Origin of the sequence: Microbacterium sp. (assembly GCF_017305435.1) — a bacterium.
Lineage (GTDB): Bacteria > Actinomycetota > Actinomycetes > Actinomycetales > Microbacteriaceae > Microbacterium.
Genome location: NZ_JAFKIP010000002.1, coordinates 237,273 through 254,845 on the forward strand (window position 1 = coordinate 237,273; position 17,573 = coordinate 254,845).

Consider the following 17,573-nt stretch of genomic DNA (forward strand, 5'->3'; position numbering starts at 1 on the left):
AACAGTCCGCCGCCGAGAGAACGGGGTTCACCCGTTCTCTCGGCGATAGCGTGTTCTCTCGCGTAGGCGCACGACCGGGCGAAGCGCGGTCTCGTAGGTGGTGAGCGTTCGGGAGAGGGAAGCGAGGCGGCCACTGTCCTCGGCTGTGATCTGCGAGAGACCGTGACCGGTCAGCGACTGTCGTAACGGCCACACCCGTGCCACGTCGACCCACCCCCAATGGGCGACCGCGCGGGCGCCGGCGCGCATCAGAACCCGATCCCGCTCGTGGCGAGCGCGCAGCAGCTGTGCGGGGTCGCCGAAGCTGCCGTCGTACTTGAACTCGCCATCCGGCTCGCCCACGAGTCGGGCTTCCGGCCACCAGAAGTCCCCCCGCAGCACCGAGCCCGTGTCATCCGCGAACTCTTCCTGGCACACCGGAGGCGGATACCCGAACCACTCGATCGCGGCCGCGCTCACCGATTCCAGCACACTCTCGCGGATGCCGTCGGCCCGGCCGAGAGCCCACCGTGCGTGCCGGCGTCCGCGCGTCGAGGCCCGCGACTCGTTGTCGGCGACGAGCATCGACGGGGTCGCGGTCGGGTCGAGGCGCAGCGCGGCGTCGGCCGCAGCGAGTCCGACCGCCTCATGTCGATGGCGAGCGAGCGTGACGGCCACTGAGGCAGGAGAGACGGCGAGCAGGCCGCCGGATTCGATCACGTCGGGATAGCTGCTGACGCGGTGCGCACGGATGCCGGCGACCTCGCGCGCGGCGCTCGTGGCGGGCACCGCGATGTGGACGATCAGGGGATCGCCGATCACCGGCATCCCCCAGAGCACGGCGGCCGACTCGTGGCTGAACACGACGCCCGGCGCGACGATCGCGACGGCGTGCACCCGCGCGAGATAGCGGTTCTACGGCCGCAGCGCTCGCCATCTCTCGGCGGGGGCGTAGACGCCACGGCGGACGCGGACCAGTGCGCCGCGAGCGACGTCTCGTTCGGGATGCGGGATCTGAGCCGCGCGCAGCAGTTCGATCGGTGCGGGACGGATGCCCAGGGTGAGGGTCGGCGCGAAGGTCAGCATGCGACGACTGTGCTCGCCGCCCCCTCGCCGCGGTCGCCGCATCCGACATCTGTGCACAAATCCGCGAACCCCGCTCCTGTGGAGGAGTCGATACCCCGCGCGCGCGTCTCCGCGAGAGAACAGGTCATCGCCGAGAGTACGGGTGGAACCTGTCGCCTCGGCGACGCACTGTTCTCTCGCGGCCGGAGCGGGGGGCGGGGGCGGTGCGGGTCAGAACAGGGCGGGCCACCAGGCGGCGGCGAGCGGGTAGCCGACGAAGGCGATCACGTCTATCAGGGTGTGGGCGATCACGAGGGGCATGACGCGCCCCCAGCGGTGGTAGACCCAGCCGAACACGACGCCCATCGCGACGTTGCCGACGATCGAGCCGAACCCCTGGTAGGCGTGATAGGCGCCGCGCAGCGCGGCCGTCGACAGGATGATCGTCCACGTTCCCCACCCGAGCCGGCGGAGCCGGTCGAAGAGGTATCCGATGAAGATGACCTCCTCGGTGAGCCCCGCGCGCAGCGCCGCGATGAGCAGCAGCGGGATCGTCCACCACGAGGCGTCGAGCGGCGAGGCATCCACCTGCACGGTGATCCCGAGCGCGCGGCCGGCGGCATACAGCCCCAGTCCCGGCACGCCGATGACGACGACCAGAAGGATGCCGGTGCCGACATCCCGCCCGAAGAACCGGAGGTCGAGCCCGATGCGTCGGAACGCCGACCGCCCGGGCTCCCACAGCAGATAGATCGCCAGCGCGATCGGTGCGAAGCCGAAGAAGGCCGCGACGAACTGGTAGAGCACATCCCAGAACTCCTGCGCGTTCGCGCCGGGGTTGAGCGAGGTGGACTGGTCGCCGAGCGCCTGTTCGCGGGTGAGTGCCTGCACGAGCTGGAGGACCGAGTACACCGCCGAGCGCCCCACCGACAGTGCCAGCACGATCGCGATCTCCCACCAGAGCGACATGCGCAGACGAGGTGGGGATGCCGAGGGTGCAACAGGGCCGAATGGGCCACGATCGGCGATCATCTTGTCAGATTGCCACATCTGAGAGGGATTGAGTTAAGGGTCTGTAACGTTTTCCCAGGTTGATTTGTCGAAGAGTGATCCGTTACTTACAGTTTCCCTATTCCCGCCCCTGCGTTCTCACAGCACGCCGTGGGCGATTCACCCTTGCACAGGAGGACAAGTTGAAGCGCAACAAGATCGCCCTCGCGGGCATCGCGCTGCTCGTCGCTGGAGGACTGGCCCTCGCGGGCTGCTCCAGCAGCGGCAGCGGCTCGCCGAGCGCATCGGGCGGCGACAGCACCGCCATCATCAAGACGAACGGCTCCGAGCCCGAGAACCCGCTGATCCCGACCAACACCAACGAGGTCGGCGGCGGCAAGATCCTGGACGAGATCTTCGCCGGGCTCGTCTACTACGACGCCAAGGGTGCGCCGCAGAACGACATGGCCGAATCGATCACCGTCGACGACGCGCAGAACCTCACGGTCAAGCTCAAGAAGGGCCAGAAGTTCACGGACGGCACCGAGGTGCAGGCCCACAACTTCATCGAGGCGTGGAACTACGGCGCGAAGCTGTCGAACGCGCAGCTCAACAGCTACTTCTTCGAGGACATCGAGGGCTTCAGCTACGACGAGGACTCCGAGCTCACCGGTCTGAAGGAAGTCGATGACTACACCTTCACGATCGCGCTGAACAAGCCGGCATCCGACTTCGCGCTGCGCCTCGGCTACTCCGCGTTCTACCCGCTGCCCGACGCGGCGTTCGAGGACATGGACGCCTTCGGTCAGAACCCGATCGGCAACGGTCCCTACAAGATCGCCTCCGACGACGCGTGGCAGCACAACGTGCAGATCTCGCTCGTGAAGAACGACGACTACCAGGGCGGCCGTGCAGCGCACAACGCGGGCCTGGACATCGTCTTCTACGCGACCCAGGATGCCGCCTACGCCGACCTGCTCTCGGGTGAGGTCGACGTCATCGACGGTGTTCCCTCGTCGGCGCTCGCGACCTTCGAGTCGGAGCTCGGCGACCGCGCGGTCAACCAGCCCGCGGCCGTCTTCCAGTCCTTCACGATCCCGTCGCGCCTCGCGCACTTCTCGGGTGAAGAGGGTCAGCTGCGTCGCCAGGCGCTGTCGATGTCGATCAACCGCGAGGAGATCACGAAGGTCGTCTTCAACGGCACGCGTACCCCCGCGAGCGACTTCACGTCGCCCGTCATCGACGGCTGGTCGGACAAGCTCGACGGCTCCGAGGTCCTCGCGTACAACCCCGACGAGGCCAAGAAGCTGTGGGCCCAGGCCGACGCCATCTCGCCGTGGTCGGGCACGTTCCAGATCGCGTACAACTCCGACGGCGGCCACCAGACGTGGGTCGACGCGGTGACGAACTCGATCAAGAACACGCTGGGCATCGACGCGTCGGGCGCTCCGTACGCCGACTTCGCGTCGCTGCGCAAGGAGGTCACGGGTCGCACGATCCAGACCGCCTTCCGCACCGGTTGGCAGGCCGACTACCCGGGTCTGTACAACTTCCTCGGCCCGCTGTACGCGACCAACGCCGGCTCCAACGACGGTGACTACTCGAACCCCGAGTTCGACCAGCTGCTGTCCGACGGCATCTCGGCGACCGACTCGGCGACCGCCAACGAGGACTTCCAGAAGGCTCAGTCGATCCTGCTGAAGGACCTCCCGGCGACGCCGCTGTGGTACTCGAACGTCACCGGTGGTTTCGCCGAGGGCGTGCAGAACGTCGAGTTCGGTTGGAACTCGGTGCCGCTGTACTACCTCATCACCAAGTAATCCGATCATCCTTTGATCAACCGTGGGGCGGTGACACCAGTCACCGCCCCACGGTATGTCCATCTGGCTCTCGCGTCCGCGCCGTTTGCGCGGCACGATGCTTCTAGCGGGTTTTCGGCCGCGCCCGACGCGCCGCACCCCACATCTGAAGGAGAGGGATGCTCGGTTACATCCTCAGACGCCTGTTGCAGGTGATCCCCGTGTTCTTCGGGGCCACTCTGCTCATCTACTTCATGGTCTTCGCACTGCCCGGAGACCCGATCATCGCCCTGTTCGGCGACAAGACCCCGAACCCCGCCGTCGTCGCGCAGCTGCGTGCGCAGTACCACCTCGACGAGCCGTTCTTCGTGCAGTACTTCTACTACATCACCGGCATCTTCCAGGGGAACCTGGGCGTGACCTTCTCCGGCCAGTCCGTCAATGACGTGCTCGCCCGGACCCTCCCGGTCACGGGGCGCCTGGCCGTCATGGCGATCGCGATCGAGTTCACTCTGGCGATCATCATCGGAACGATCTCGGCGCTGCGCAAGGGCAAGCTCTTCGACAACACGTCGCTCGTGGTCGCGCTGATCTTCGTCGCATTGCCGATCTTCGTCCTGAGCTTCCTCGCGCAGTACTTCCTCGCGATCCAGCTGGGCTGGTTCAAGCCGACGGTCGGCGCGCAGAACGACTGGGGCGACCTGTGGCTGCCGGCGATCGTCCTGGGACTCAGTCTCTACGCGACGAGCATGCGCCTCATGCGCTCGTCGGTCATCGACACGCTCAACCAGGACTGGGTGCGCACCGCGTACGGAAAGGGCATGTCGCGCTCGCGCGTCATCCCCGTCCACGTGCTGCGCAACTCCCTCATCCCCGTCATCACGAACTCCGCCACGAACTTCGGCGTCCTGCTGGTCGGTGCGACCGTCACGGAGGGCATCTTCAATGTGCCCGGCGTCGGCAACACGCTCTTCCACGCCGTGCAGAAGCACGAAGGCCCGACGGTCGTCTCCTTCGTCACCGTGTTCGTGATCATCTATGTGCTCGTCAATCTGCTCGTGGACCTGCTCTACGGGCTGCTCGACCCGAGGATCCGCTATGTCAAGTGATCTCAACGACCCCCGCGGTCCACTGGGGGTGGACCACTACGTCGCTCCCGCGACGACCTCGACCCTCGTCGTGGACGCCGTGCGTGTCGACGAGAAGCCGAGCAACCTCTGGCTCGACGCGTGGCGCGACCTCCGTCGCCGTCCCGTCTTCTGGATCAGCCTCGTCGTCGTCGCGATCGTCCTGCTGATGGCGATCTGGCCCACGCTGTTCACGCAGGTGGCGCCGAACAACGACTGCCAGCTCGCCAACAGCAACGGCGGACCCACAGACGGTCATCCGCTCGGGTTCACGTTCCTCGGCTGCGATGTGTGGGCCCGCATGGTGTGGGGTGCTCGCACGTCCCTCACGGTCGGCCTCCTCGCGACGATCATCGGCACCGTGATCGGTCTCGTGATGGGCGCGTTCGCCGGCTTCTACGGCGGCTGGCTCGACTCGCTGCTGTCCCGCATCGGCGACATCTTCTTCTCGATCCCCTACATCCTCGCGGCGATCGTCGTGATGAGCGTCTTCTCGGCCAACCGCAACGTGTTCACGCTCGCGTTCGCGATCGGCGGTTTCGCATGGGCATCCACCGCCCGTGTCGTCCGCGCCGAAGTGCTGCGGGTGCGGCAGGCGGACTTCGTCACGGCCTCTCGTGCGCTCGGCAAGTCCCGCTTCGGGACACTGGTCTCGCACGTCGTCCCGAACGCCATCGCGCCGCTGCTCGTCATCACGACGATCTCGCTCGCGGCGGCGATCGTGGCCGAAGCGACGCTCGCGTTCCTCGGCGTCGGCCTCGGCAGCGACGTCATGTCGTGGGGCAATGACATCAGCCAGGCGCAGCAGTCGCTGCGGGTGGCGCCGATGGCGCTCATCTACCCGTCGATCATCCTGACGGTCACGGTGCTGGCCTTCATCCTTCTGGGCGAGCTCATCCGCGACGCCCTCGACCCGAGAGCGAGGGCCCGCCGATGAACGCGACCTCACGCGAACCCCTGCTGAGCGTGCGCGACCTGCGCGTCGCGTTCGAATCGCAGTCGGGCAGCCGCGAAGTGCTGCACGGCGTCAGCTTCGACATCTTCCCCGGCGAGACCATCGCCATCGTGGGGGAGTCGGGGTCGGGCAAGTCCACCACGGCATCCGCCCTCATCCAGCTGCTGCCGGGGACGGGCCATGTCACCTCGGGGACCATCATGCTCGGCGCGGAGGATCTCACCCTCTACAACCGGGCGCAGATGGAGGACATCCGCGGGCGCGAGATCGGCTACGTGCCCCAGGACCCGATGTCGAACCTCAACCCCGTGTGGTCGATCGGCTTCCAGGTGAAGGAGGCCGTGCGGGCCAACGGCATCGCGTCCGGCAAGAAGGAGATCGAGGCGCGGGCGATCGAGGTGCTCAAGCAGGCGGGTCTGGCGGATGCCGACAAGCGCATGCACCAGTACCCGCACCAGTTCTCCGGCGGTATGCGTCAGCGCGCCCTCATCGGCATCGGTCTTGCGGCCGACCCGAAGCTGCTGATCGCCGATGAGCCGACCTCGGCTCTCGACGTGACGGTGCAGCGGGTCATCCTCGACCACATGGCGAGCCTCACGCGGGAGAAGGGCACCTCGGTGCTCCTCATCACGCACGACCTCGGTCTCGCGGCCGAGCGCGCGGAACGGATCATCGTCATGAAGGACGGCGAGATCGTCGAGGCGGGGCCGAGCCGGCTCATCCTCGAGAACCCGCAGCACCCGTATACGCAGCGTCTCGTCGCGGCGGCCCCGTCGATCGCGTCGCAGCGCATCCAGGCCGTCGTCGAGGACCGTGGCGTGCAGACGGCGTCCGAGATCGCCGACGCGGCCCCGACGCTGCGCGTGCGCGACCTGACGAAGGACTACAAGATCCGTCAGGGCAGCTTCCGCAGCGAACCGTTCCGTGCCGTGGATGCCGTGTCGTTCGACATCCCGCGCGGCAAGACGCTCGCCCTCGTCGGCGAGTCGGGATCGGGCAAGTCGACCGTCGCGAAGATGGTGCTCAAGCTCGAGGACCCGACCTCCGGCGCGATCGAGGTCGACGGTGTCGACACGGCGAAGCTCTCCCGCAAGGAGATCTTCGCGCTGCGTCGCCGCATGCAGCCGGTCTTCCAGGACCCGTACGGCTCGCTCGACCCGCTGCGGAACATCGAGAACACGATCGCCGAGCCCCTCGAGATCCACAAGGTCGGCACGGCGGCCTCGCGTCGTGAGCGCGTGCGCGAGCTGCTCGACCAGGTGTCGCTCCCGCAGGGCCTCGCCTCGCGCTACGCGAACGAGCTGTCCGGCGGGCAGCGCCAGCGCGTCGCGATCGCGCGGGCCCTCGCGCTCAAGCCCGACATCGTCGTGCTCGACGAGGCGGTGTCTGCGCTCGACGTGCTGGTGCAGGACCAGATCCTGAAGCTCCTCGCGGACCTGCAGTCGGAGCTCGGTCTCACGTACCTGTTCATCACGCACGACCTCGCCGTCGTCCGCGTGGTGGCCGACCTCGTCTGCGTCATGGAGCGCGGCAAGCTCGTCGAGCAGGGGAGCGTCGACGAGATCTTCGCGAACCCCGCGCAGGAGTACACGAGGCGCCTGCTAGACGCCATCCCCGGAGCGAGCATCACTCTCGGCGGAGGCGGAACGGGCGGCTTCTGAGCGTGCGCTTCGCTCAGCCCCGCCCGGGCGCGCCCGCTCGCCGGGTCCTGCGGCCCACGTCGGGCACGGTCATCCTGATCGTGTCCGGCGTGGTCGCGCTGTGGCTGCTGGTGGATGCCGCGGTGCGCGCAGGCGGTCTGGAGATGCTGCGCCTCGCCCCGTGGATACTGCTGGCCGTCTGGGGCGTCTACGTCGCCCTGTATTCGCCGCACGTCGCCTACGACCGGGACGGCGTGCTCGTACAGAACTATCTGCGGCGTACATGGATCCCGTGGTCGCGCGTCGCCGACATCGACATGCGCTGGCAGCTGCAGTTCGCGCTCACCGGTGGCACGACGGTCGTCGCCTACGGCGGCCCCGTCGCGGGTCGCCCCGGGAGAGCCGCGCGGGCTGCCCGCGATGCGGGTCGCGTGCCCGCGTGGATGCGTGACGTCGGCGACCTCCGGGATGCCTGGCAGGCGTCCGATTCCGCCGCGTCCGGCACCGGTGCGCTGACCCGTTCCTGGGACGTTCCGGGCCTTCTCGCCTTCGGCGTGCTCGTGGTCGCCGCTGCGGCATCCGCGCTGAGTGTCGCCTGACAATCGCGCAGGTTGTCAACTATCCACCGGGTGAGAGTGGGCATTTTGCGTGAGTGTGACGGAATGTTACGGTCATGCAAAGAGTCCCGGCCAATGACGGCCGCGGAGCGATCGGCGAGTTAAGGTCTATGAACCGAAGGTCGCCTGAGTCGCCCTCGATGAAAGAACAATGATGATCCATCACTCCGCTCCGACCGTCGCCGTGAGCCCGCTTCGATGACGCTCTACGTCATCCGGCGCTTCCTGAACTACGCGATTCTGAGCCTGATCGCGACGTGCATGGCGTACGTCCTGGCCAGCATCGCCCTCGACCCGGCCGCGCGCTTCTACGGCATCAACCCCCGGCCGCCGCAGTCCTCGATCGATGCGTCGCTGAACGCGATGGGTGTGAACCCGGACGTGCCGATCATCGTGCGCCTGTGGAACTGGCTCGTGGGGCTGTTCACCCAGTTCTCGATGGGCACGACCGTCGGCGGCGCCCAGGTGACGGCCGAGATCGCGGCACGATCGGGCGCGAGCCTGCGGCTCCTGCTCATCGGCTCCCTCCTCGGCGCCATCATCGGCGTGCTCCTGGGGGTCTGGGGCGCCGTGCGCCAGTACCGCGCGAGCGACCAGATCGTGACGTACGCGTCGTTCGTCGTCATCGCGACGCCGACCTTCGTCATCGGCGTGCTGCTCATGATCCTCGCGACGCAGTTCAACAACCTCGTCGGGTCCCAAGTGATCACCTTCACGGGCGAGTACACCGCCGGCATCACCGGAAGCTGGTGGGATCTGGCCCTCGACCGCGCCGTCCACCTGCTGCTGCCGACCATCGCCCTCGCGATGATCGGCGCGGCGGGGTTCTCGCGCTATCAGCGCAACGTCATGCTCGATGTGCTCGGGGCCGACTACATCCGCACGGCGCGTGCGAAGGGGCTGCCCCGCACGAAGGCGCTGTTCCGTCACGGCGTGCGCCTTGCGCTCATCCCGATGTCGACCTTCTTCGCGTACAGCTTCGGCACCCTCATCGCCGGCTCCGCGATGCTCGAGATCGTCTTCAGCTGGCGAGGCATGGGTCAGTTCCAGATCGAGGCGATCCAGAAGAACGACATCAACGCCGTCGCCGGCTCCGCCCTCTTCGTGGCCGTCCTCTACCTCATCGCGTCGACGCTGTCCGAAGTGCTCTACGCCGCACTCGACCCGAGAGTGAGGAACTGACATGTCGGTCATGCAGGAGAAGGCGATGGAGGGCACGCTCGACGCCGTCAGCGACGTCACCAAGACGCGCCGACCGCTGTCGCGCTCGGGTCTCGTCTGGCAGCGTCTGAAGCGGATGCCACGGTTCTGGATCGGCGCGTCGATCGTGGGACTGATCATCGTGTGGGCCTTCATCGGGCCGGTCGTCTACCCGTGGTCGATCACCGACCGCGATGTCTTGAACATGGGCATGGGCCCGACCATGATCCATTGGTTCGGCACCAACTCGATCGGTCAGGACATCTACGCCCAGACGCTCGCGGGCCTGCAGAAGTCGCTCATCATCGGCCTGGTGGCCGGGCCCACGGCGACCGTCATCGCTGCTGTCGTCGGTTCGGCGTCGGGCTACATCGGCGGGTGGTTCGACCGCGTCGTGCAGTGGATCATCCTGCTGCTGCTCGTCATCCCCGCCTTCTTCCTGTTCATCCTGCTGAGCCCCCTCATCAAGGGCCTGTCCTGGGTCGTGCTGATGTTCTACATCGCGCTGTTCAGCTGGATGATCATGGCCCAGGTCGTCAGGTCGCAGACGCGATCGCTGCGTAACCGCGACTTCGTGCGGGCGGCGCGCTACATGGGGATGCCGACGCGCACGATCCTCAGCCGCCACATCATCCCGAACATGGCGTCGCTCCTCATCATCGACGCGACGCTCGGCGTCGTCTCCGCGATCATGGCGGAGACGTCGCTGAGCTACTTCGGCTTCGGCATCCAGAAGCCGGACGTCTCGCTGGGCACGCTCCTGTCCGACGGCACGGCGGCGGCGGTGACGAGGCCGTGGCTGTTCGTGTTCCCCGCCTTCGTCCTCATCATCCTGCTCTTCGCGATCAGCCTCGTCGGCGACGCCCTGCGCGATGCGATCGACCCGACCTCTGGAATGAACCGTGACTGACACCCTCCTTCAGACGCCCCGCGGACGCACCGGCGCGCCCCTGCTGTCGGTGCGGGATCTCAGCGTCACGTTCCCGCAGCGCGAGGGGAACGCCGTGCAGGCCGTCCGCGGCATCTCGTACGACGTCTACCCCGGGGAGTTCCTCGGGATCGTGGGGGAGTCAGGCTCGGGGAAGTCCGTGTCGTCCCTCGCAGTCATGGGACTGCTGCCCTCGACCGCGCAGATCACCGGCACGATCGAGTTCGAGGGTCGGTCGCTCCTCAGCCTCGACGACAACCGGCTCTCGAGGATCCGCGGCAAGGAGCTCGCGATGGTCTTCCAGGACCCGCTGTCGGCCCTGACACCCGTATACACGGTCGGCGACCAGATCTCCGAGGCATTGCGTCTGCACGACTCGCGCCTGTCCGCGGGCGCCGCAGCCGCGCGCGCCGTCGAACTGCTGAAGATCGTCGGCATCCCGGATGCCGAGCGCCGCGCGAAGGCATTCCCGCACGAGTACTCCGGCGGCATGCGCCAGCGCGCCATGATTGCGATGGCCATCGCCAACGACCCGAAGGTCATCCTCGCCGACGAGCCGACGACGGCGCTCGACGTCACGATCCAGGCGCAGATCCTCGAGGTGCTCGAGAAGGCGAAGGAGATCACCGGCGCGTCGATCGTCCTCATCACGCACGACCTCGGCGTCGTGGCCGGTCACGCCGATCGTGTCGGCGTGATGTACGCGGGCAAGCTCGTCGAGATGGGCACGACCGAAGAGGTCTTCATGGCGCCGCAGATGCCGTACTCGATCGGTCTGCTGCGCTCGGTGCCGAACATGCTCACGGCGGGGACGCAGCGGCTCGTGCCGCTCGAGGGCCGGCCGCCGTCTCTCGCGAACCTGCCTCAGGGGTGCCCCTTCGCGGCGCGCTGCCCGATCGCGATCGACGCGTGCCGAGAGGTCGAGCCGTCGCTCGTGGCGCACGACCCGGCCGCGCCCGCGCACGTCTCGGCATGCATCCGCGCGGGCGAGATCGTTGACGGTGAGCTCATCCGCGCCGAGGTGTTCCCCCGGCCGGACGCGATGCCGGCGGACGAGCGCGCGGAGACCGGCGCCGAGCCCGTGCTCGATGTCGACGGGCTCAAGCGGCACTTCCCGCTCATGCGTGGATCCGTCTTCCCCCGGCGGGTGGGCACCGTGCGCGCGGTCGACGGCGTGTCCTTCACGCTGCGCCCGGGCCGGACGCTCGGCCTCGTCGGCGAGTCGGGCTGCGGAAAGACAACCACGATCCTCGAGGTCATGGAGATGACGGCGCCGCAGCACGGCTCTATCACGATCGAGGGCGTGGATGTCGCGACCGCCTCGAAGAAGCAGCTCAAGAAGCTGCGTCGTGACGTGCAGATCGTCTTCCAGGACCCGATGGGCGCGATCGATCCGCGCCTGCCGGTCGGCGAGGTCATCACCGAACCCCTCTGGGTGCAGGGCGTGCCGAAGGCCGAGCGCGATCAGCGCGTGACCGAGCTGCTCGAGCTCGTCGGTCTCGACCCGGCGATGGCCGACCGCTATCCGCACGAGTTCTCCGGCGGCCAGCGTCAGCGCATCGGCATCGCCCGCGCGCTGTCGACGAACCCCGCCGTCCTGATCCTCGACGAGCCCGTCTCGGCGCTCGATGTCTCGATCCAGGCGGGTGTCATCAATCTGCTCGAAGACCTCCGCGAGCGACTCGGACTCTCCTACCTCTTCGTCGCGCACGACCTCGCCGTCGTCCGGCAGATCGCCGACGACGTCGCGGTGATGTACCTCGGGGCGATCGTCGAGCAGGGACCGATCGCCGACGTGTTCGAGAACCCGCGGCATCCGTACACGAAGGCGCTGATCTCCGCCGCCCCCATCCCCGACCCGCGGATCGAGCGCGGCAGGACGCGCATCCTCCTCAACGGCGACCTGCCGAGCCCCACGCAGGAGATCACCGGATGCCGCTTCCGCACCCGGTGCCCGCTCTACGCCCTCCTCGACGAGGGCGCGCAGGAGCTGTGCCGGGCCTCGGACCCTCCGCTCACGGCGCACGGGCGCACCCGCGTCGCCTGCCACCACGCGGATCGCTCCGCGCTCGTGGACGACGCGGCGCTGCAGGCGGCGTCGTGACAAGAACCCCCGGACGGCGGCACCACGCCGATCGGGTCCCCAGAAGGTAATGAGAGGAAAGATCACATGAGGACACGGAGTGCGAAGGCGCTGGGCGCCGTCGCGGTGCTCAGTGCCGCAGCGCTGGTTTTCGCGGGATGTGCGGCGGGTAACACCGCGCCGAACGCGAGCGACAGCCCTGCTGCGGCGCTGCCCACGGTCGACTGGGATGCGGCCGCGGCCGGCGACGTGCAGGACGGCGGAACGCTGACCCTCGCTGTCGGAGCCCTGCCCGTCAACTACAACAACTCGGAGATCGACGGCAACGACGTCGACACCAACACGATCCTCTCGCCCACCTCCGGCGGACCGCTGCGGATCACCACCGAGGGCGCGTCGGAGGTCAACCCCGACTACGCGTCGTCGGTCGAGCTCGTGAGCGAGGACCCGCAGGTCGTCGAGATCAAGCTCAACCCGAAGGCGGTCTGGGAGGACGGCACACCGATCACGGTCGCCGACTACGCCGCCACCTGGAAGGCGCTCAACGGCACCAACGCGGACTACCAGGTCGTCTCGACGACCGGGTGGGACCAGATCGCGTCCGTCGAGCAGGGCACCGACGAGTTCGACGTGAAGATCACGTTCAGCTCGGTGTTCGCCGACTGGCAGTCGCTCCTGGGCGGCGTGCTCCCCGCGGCGATCGCGAGCGACCCCGTCGTGTTCAACACGGGCTACACCGAGAAGGCCGTCCCCTCGTCGGGGCCGTACGTCATCTCGAACATCGACCAGACGGGTCAGGTCATCACCCTGACGCCGAACCCGGTCTGGTGGGGCGCGAAGCCGAAGCTCGACACGATCCTGTTCAAGGTCGTGAGCCAGGCCCAGCAGGGCTCCTCGTTCGCGAACAAGGAGATCGACGCGCTGTACATCTCCTCGAACGCCGACCTCTACGCGACCGCGAAGTCACGTGAGGACGCGGAGATCCAGGCGACCAACGGTCTCACCTGGACGCACGTCACGATGAACGCGAAGGAAGGCCCCCTGTCGGACCTCAACGTCCGCAAGGCCGTCGCGTCGATCGTCAACCGCGAGCAGATCTCGGCTGCGGCCAACACCCCGGTCGGCGTTCCCGCCGTCACGCAGGGCGACTACATCTTCATGAACGGCCAGGACGGCTACGAGGACAAGGCGCTCGCGCACGATCCCGCCGCCGCCGAGGGCTTCCTGAAGGATGCCGGCTACACGAAGGACGGCGACAGCTGGACGAAGGACGGCGAGGCCCTCAAGCTGACCGTCACGGTTCCCGCCGACACCGCGACCAACATCCAGCGCGCCGAGCAGGTGCAGGCCGACCTCGGTGACTTCGGCATCCCCGTCGAGCTCACCACGGTCCCCGCAGCGCAGTACTTCAGCGACTACGTGATCCCCGGCAACTTCGAGATGGTCACCTTCTCGTGGCAGGGCACGCCGTTCCCGATCTCGTCGTCCGAGGCGCTGTTCTACCCGCTCGACTCCGGCCAGAACTTCACCGGCACCACCGACGAGAAGCTCGGTGACCTGTGGACGAAGGCCAACGCGGAGCTCGACCCGGCCAAGCGGATCGACATCGCGAAGGAGATCAACGACACCATCTGGTCGTACGTGCCGATGTTCCCGATCGCGCCGCTGCCCAACGTCTGGGCGGTCAAGCAGGGCCTCGTCAACTACGGTGCCGCGATGTTCGGGTACTCTCCGGTCGACTGGACCATCGTCGGATGGGCCAAGTGAGGCCTGACCGCCGCTGACGGTCCCGCCTTGTAGAATGGGATGCGCTCCGCTCGGGGCGCATCCCATTCTTTCTGTTTCTCCCACTTCTGTTAGGCACTCCATGGCGCACGCCCTCCGTCCGGACCTCCGCAACGTCGCGATCGTGGCGCACGTCGACCACGGCAAGACGACGCTCGTCGACGCCATGCTCCGCCAGACCGGCTCGTTCGGCGAGCACGCGCACGTCGAAGAGCGTGCGATGGACTCCAACGACCTGGAGCGTGAGAAGGGCATCACGATCCTCGCCAAGAACACGGCGATCACGTACAACGGCATCCACACCGACCAGCCCGTCACGATCAACGTCATCGACACCCCCGGTCACGCCGACTTCGGCGGTGAGGTCGAGCGCGGCCTGTCGATGGTCGACGGCGTCGTGCTGCTGGTGGATGCCTCGGAGGGCCCCCTCCCTCAGACCCGCTTCGTGCTGCGCAAGGCGCTCGAGGCGAAGCTGCCCGTCATCCTCCTCGTCAACAAGACCGACCGTCCCGACGCGCGCATCGCGGAGGTCGAGGAGGAGGCGCACGACCTGCTGCTGGGCCTCGCCGGCGACCTCGTCGACGACGTGCCCGACCTCGACGTGGACGCGCTCCTCGACGTGCCGGTCGTCTACGCCTCCGGGCGCGCCGGCGCGGCATCCCGCACCCGCCCCGAGAACGGCAGCCTCCCCGACAACGACGACCTCGAGCCCCTCTTCGAGGCGATCCTCGAGCACGTCCCCGCGCCCGCGTACGACGACGAGGCGCCGCTGCAGGCCTGGGTCACGAACCTCGACTCGTCGCCCTTCCTCGGTCGACTGGCGCTCCTGCGTGTCTTCAACGGCACGCTCAAGAAGGGGCAGACGGTCGCCTGGGTGCGCCACGACGGCTCGCACTCCAACGCCCGCATCACCGAGCTGCTGAAGACGAAGGCGCTCGAGCGCTTCCCGGCCGAGTCCGCCGGCCCCGGCGACATCGTCGCGATCGCCGGCATCGAGGACATCACGATCGGCGAGACGATCGCCGATCCCGAGGACGTGCGCGCCCTCCCCGCGATCACTGTCGACGACCCGGCGATCTCGATGACGATCGGCACGAACACGTCGCCGCTCATGGGCAAGGTGAAGGGTCACAAGCTGACGGCCCGCATGGTCAAGGACCGTCTCGACCGCGAGCTCATCGGCAACGTGTCGCTCAAGGTCGTCGACATCGGCCGCCCCGACGCGTGGGAGGTCCAGGGCCGCGGCGAGCTCGCGCTCGCGATCCTCGTCGAGAACATGCGTCGCGAGGGCTTCGAGCTCACGGTCGGCAAGCCGCAGGTCGTCACGCGGAAGGGCGAGGACGGCAAGGTCAAGGAGCCGTTCGAGCACCTCACGATTGATGCGCCCGAGGAGCACCTCGGCGCCATCACGCAGCTCATGGCGGCGCGCAAGGGCCGCATGGACACGATGACCAACCACGGCACCGGCTGGGTGCGGATGGAGTTCGTCGTCCCGTCGCGCGGCCTCATCGGATTCCGCAGCGAGTTCCTCACGATCACGCGCGGCACCGGCATCGCCAACGCGATCTCGCACGGCTACGACGACTGGGCGGGCGCGATCACGACGCGTCAGAACGGCTCGATCGTCGCCGACCGTTCCGGAGTGGTCACGCCGTTCGCGATGATCGCGCTGCAGGAGCGCATGTCCTTCTTCGTGCAGCCTACGGAAGAGGTCTACGAGGGCATGGTCATCGGCGAGAACTCGCGCGCCGACGACATGGACGTCAACATCACGAAGGAGAAGAAGCTCACGAACATGCGTTCGTCGACCTCGGACTCCTTCGAGTCGATGACCCCGCCGCGCGTTCTCACCCTCGAGGAGTCCCTCGAGTTCGCCCGCGACGACGAATGCGTCGAGGTCACTCCCGAGAAGGTGCGGATCCGCAAGGTCGTGCTGGATGCCACGGAGCGCGGCCGCGCCACCGCGCGCGCGAAGCGCCAGGACGCGAACGCCTGACCGGAAGGGCCGCTCAGGGCGCGGGCGAACGGAGGATCTTCTCCATCGCCTTGCCCTTCGCGACCTCGTCGACGAGTTTGTCGAGATAGCGGATCCGCTGCATCAGCGGGTCCTCGATCTCCTGCACCCGCACGCCGCAGATCACTCCCGTGATCATCCCGGCGTTCGGGTGGATCGTCGCGCCCGCGAAGAAATCGCGGAACGTCGTCCCGGAGGCCACGTGCGCGTCGATCTCGGCCTGCGTGTAGCCGGTCAGCCACCGCGTGACCTCATCGACGTCGGCCTTCGCGCGGCTCTTGCGCTCGACTTTCGCGATGTACAGCGGGTAGACCGACGCGAACGGCATGCCGTAGATCCGATGCTCCATGCCCGTCAGCGTACTTCTCCGCCAGTAGGCTCGGGCAGGTGACAACCGACGACGCCGCCCGCCGCGCGTGGCGTGAGGGTGTCGGCGTCGCCGTCGCGACGAGCGCCTACGGCATCTCGTTCGGGGCTCTCTCGGTCGCATCCGGGCTGGACATCTGGCAGACGTGCGTCCTCAGCCTCGTGATGTTCACGGGTGGGTCGCAGTTCGCCTTCATCGGCGTGATCGGAGCCGGGGGACTGGCCGCCGCGCCCGCCGCGATCGCCTCGGCAGGGCTGCTGGGGGTCCGGAACGTCGCCTACGGTCTGCGGATGGCGCCGGTCATCGGCACGACCCGGGCCACCCGCGCCCTCGGACCGCACTTCACGATCGACGAATCGACCGCCGTCGCTCTCGCGCACACCGAGCCGCGGGCGCGTCGCGTCGGCTTCTGGGTGACCGGCATCGGCATCTATCTCGGCTGGAATCTCACGACCCTCCTCGGCGCGCTCCTGGGCGATGTGCTGGGAGACCCGAAGCAGTACGGGTTGGATGCCGCGGCGGCGGCCGCGTTCCTGGCGCTCCTGTGGCCGCGGCTCAAGCGCCGACAGGCGATCGCCGTGGGTGTCGCCGCCGCCGTCGTCGCGACCGTGCTCACCCCGGTGCTCATGCCGGGGATCCCCGTGCTCATCGCAGCGCTCGTCGCCGTCGTCGTCGGCTGGACGAACTGGTGGGGGAAGGGGGGCGCGACGTGACCCTGTGGACGGCGGTGCTCGCGGCATCCCTGCTCTGCGTCGCGTTGAAGGCTCTCGGGTACCTCATTCCCGCGCGGTGGTTCGATGCGCCCGCGCCGTCGCGCATCATCGACCTGCTCACGGTGGCGCTCCTGGGCGCTCTCGTCGCCGTGCAGACCCTGGGTGTCGGCCAGCAGATCGTCGTGGATGCCCGTGTTCCGGCACTCGTCGTCGCGGCGGGCCTGCTCATCGTGCGTGCACCGTTCCTGGTCGTCGTGGTCGCGGCGGCGGTCGTCGCGGCCCTCCTGCGGCTGTGGGGGCTCGCCGCCTGA

16 protein-coding genes are annotated in these 17,573 nt (G+C 67.9%); 12 read left to right on the plus strand and 4 right to left on the minus strand.

The window, feature by feature from the left end; all coding sequences use genetic code 11:
• Positions 1-27: 27 nt before the first annotated feature.
• The 3 genes from J0I43_RS01145 to J0I43_RS01155 all read right to left on the minus strand — a co-directional run bounded on the left by J0I43_RS01145 (position 28) and on the right by J0I43_RS01155 (position 2,013).
• Positions 28-876, minus strand: coding sequence for a hypothetical protein (locus J0I43_RS01145; protein WP_292857710.1), 849 nt, complete (start codon positions 874-876; stop codon positions 28-30).
• Positions 877-894: 18 nt separating this feature from the next.
• Positions 895-1,065, minus strand: coding sequence for a hypothetical protein (locus J0I43_RS01150; RefSeq protein ID WP_292857713.1), 171 nt, complete (start codon positions 1,063-1,065; stop codon positions 895-897).
• Positions 1,066-1,275: 210 nt separating this feature from the next.
• Positions 1,276-2,013 carry a CPBP family intramembrane glutamic endopeptidase gene (locus J0I43_RS01155; RefSeq protein WP_292857716.1) on the minus strand — a complete coding sequence of 246 codons (738 nt, stop codon included), beginning with the start codon at positions 2,011-2,013 and terminating at the stop codon, positions 1,276-1,278.
• A 224-nt stretch (positions 2,014-2,237) separates the two neighbouring features.
• Between J0I43_RS01155 and J0I43_RS01160 the strand changes: the two genes are divergently transcribed.
• From J0I43_RS01160 to typA, 10 genes are all read left to right on the plus strand, one after another.
• Complete coding sequence (locus J0I43_RS01160) at positions 2,238-3,854, plus strand: ABC transporter substrate-binding protein (RefSeq protein ID WP_292857719.1); 1,617 nt, start codon at positions 2,238-2,240, stop codon at positions 3,852-3,854.
• 158 nt (positions 3,855-4,012) lie between these two features.
• A complete protein-coding gene (locus J0I43_RS01165) occupies positions 4,013-4,942 on the plus strand; it encodes an ABC transporter permease (RefSeq protein WP_292857722.1) in 930 nt (309 codons plus the stop codon).
• Complete coding sequence (locus tag J0I43_RS01170; RefSeq protein ID WP_292857724.1) at positions 4,932-5,897, plus strand: ABC transporter permease; 966 nt, start codon at positions 4,932-4,934, stop codon at positions 5,895-5,897. Before J0I43_RS01165 ends, J0I43_RS01170 begins: the two co-directional genes overlap by 11 nt.
• Positions 5,894-7,576, plus strand: coding sequence for an ABC transporter ATP-binding protein (locus tag J0I43_RS01175; protein ID WP_292857727.1), 1,683 nt, complete (start codon positions 5,894-5,896; stop codon positions 7,574-7,576). Before J0I43_RS01170 ends, J0I43_RS01175 begins: the two co-directional genes overlap by 4 nt.
• Before the next feature lie 2 nt (positions 7,577-7,578).
• On the plus strand, positions 7,579-8,154 hold the full coding sequence (locus J0I43_RS01180; protein ID WP_292857730.1) for a PH domain-containing protein: 576 nt from the start codon (positions 7,579-7,581) through the stop codon (positions 8,152-8,154).
• A gap of 216 nt (positions 8,155-8,370) precedes the next feature.
• Complete coding sequence (locus J0I43_RS01185; protein WP_292857733.1) at positions 8,371-9,354, plus strand: ABC transporter permease; 984 nt, start codon at positions 8,371-8,373, stop codon at positions 9,352-9,354.
• 1 nt (position 9,355) lies between these two features.
• Positions 9,356-10,282: an ABC transporter permease gene (locus J0I43_RS01190; RefSeq protein ID WP_292857736.1), complete on the plus strand. Its 927-nt coding sequence runs from the start codon at positions 9,356-9,358 to the stop codon at positions 10,280-10,282.
• On the plus strand, positions 10,275-12,404 hold the full coding sequence (locus J0I43_RS01195; RefSeq protein ID WP_292857739.1) for an ABC transporter ATP-binding protein: 2,130 nt from the start codon (positions 10,275-10,277) through the stop codon (positions 12,402-12,404). The genes J0I43_RS01190 and J0I43_RS01195 overlap by 8 nt, the downstream gene beginning before the upstream one ends.
• A gap of 66 nt (positions 12,405-12,470) precedes the next feature.
• The gene (locus J0I43_RS01200) at positions 12,471-14,150 is read left to right on the plus strand and encodes an ABC transporter family substrate-binding protein (RefSeq protein ID WP_292857742.1); all 1,680 of its coding nucleotides are present in this window, start codon (positions 12,471-12,473) and stop codon (positions 14,148-14,150) included.
• Between the two features lie 100 nt (positions 14,151-14,250).
• Positions 14,251-16,164 carry a translational GTPase TypA gene (typA, locus tag J0I43_RS01205; RefSeq protein WP_292857745.1) on the plus strand — a complete coding sequence of 638 codons (1,914 nt, stop codon included), beginning with the start codon at positions 14,251-14,253 and terminating at the stop codon, positions 16,162-16,164.
• 13 nt (positions 16,165-16,177) lie between these two features.
• On the opposite strand, the gene J0I43_RS01210 is transcribed toward typA, so the two are convergent.
• Complete coding sequence (locus J0I43_RS01210) at positions 16,178-16,531, minus strand: DUF2200 domain-containing protein (protein ID WP_292857748.1); 354 nt, start codon at positions 16,529-16,531, stop codon at positions 16,178-16,180.
• A gap of 38 nt (positions 16,532-16,569) precedes the next feature.
• Here J0I43_RS01210 and J0I43_RS01215 point away from each other — a divergent pair, with 38 nt between their 5' ends.
• Positions 16,570-17,262 (plus strand): AzlC family ABC transporter permease, encoded by a 693-nt coding sequence (locus tag J0I43_RS01215; RefSeq protein ID WP_292857751.1) that lies wholly within the window; start codon positions 16,570-16,572, stop codon positions 17,260-17,262.
• Complete coding sequence (locus J0I43_RS01220) at positions 17,259-17,573, plus strand: AzlD domain-containing protein (protein WP_292857753.1); 315 nt, start codon at positions 17,259-17,261, stop codon at positions 17,571-17,573. The genes J0I43_RS01215 and J0I43_RS01220 overlap by 4 nt, the downstream gene beginning before the upstream one ends.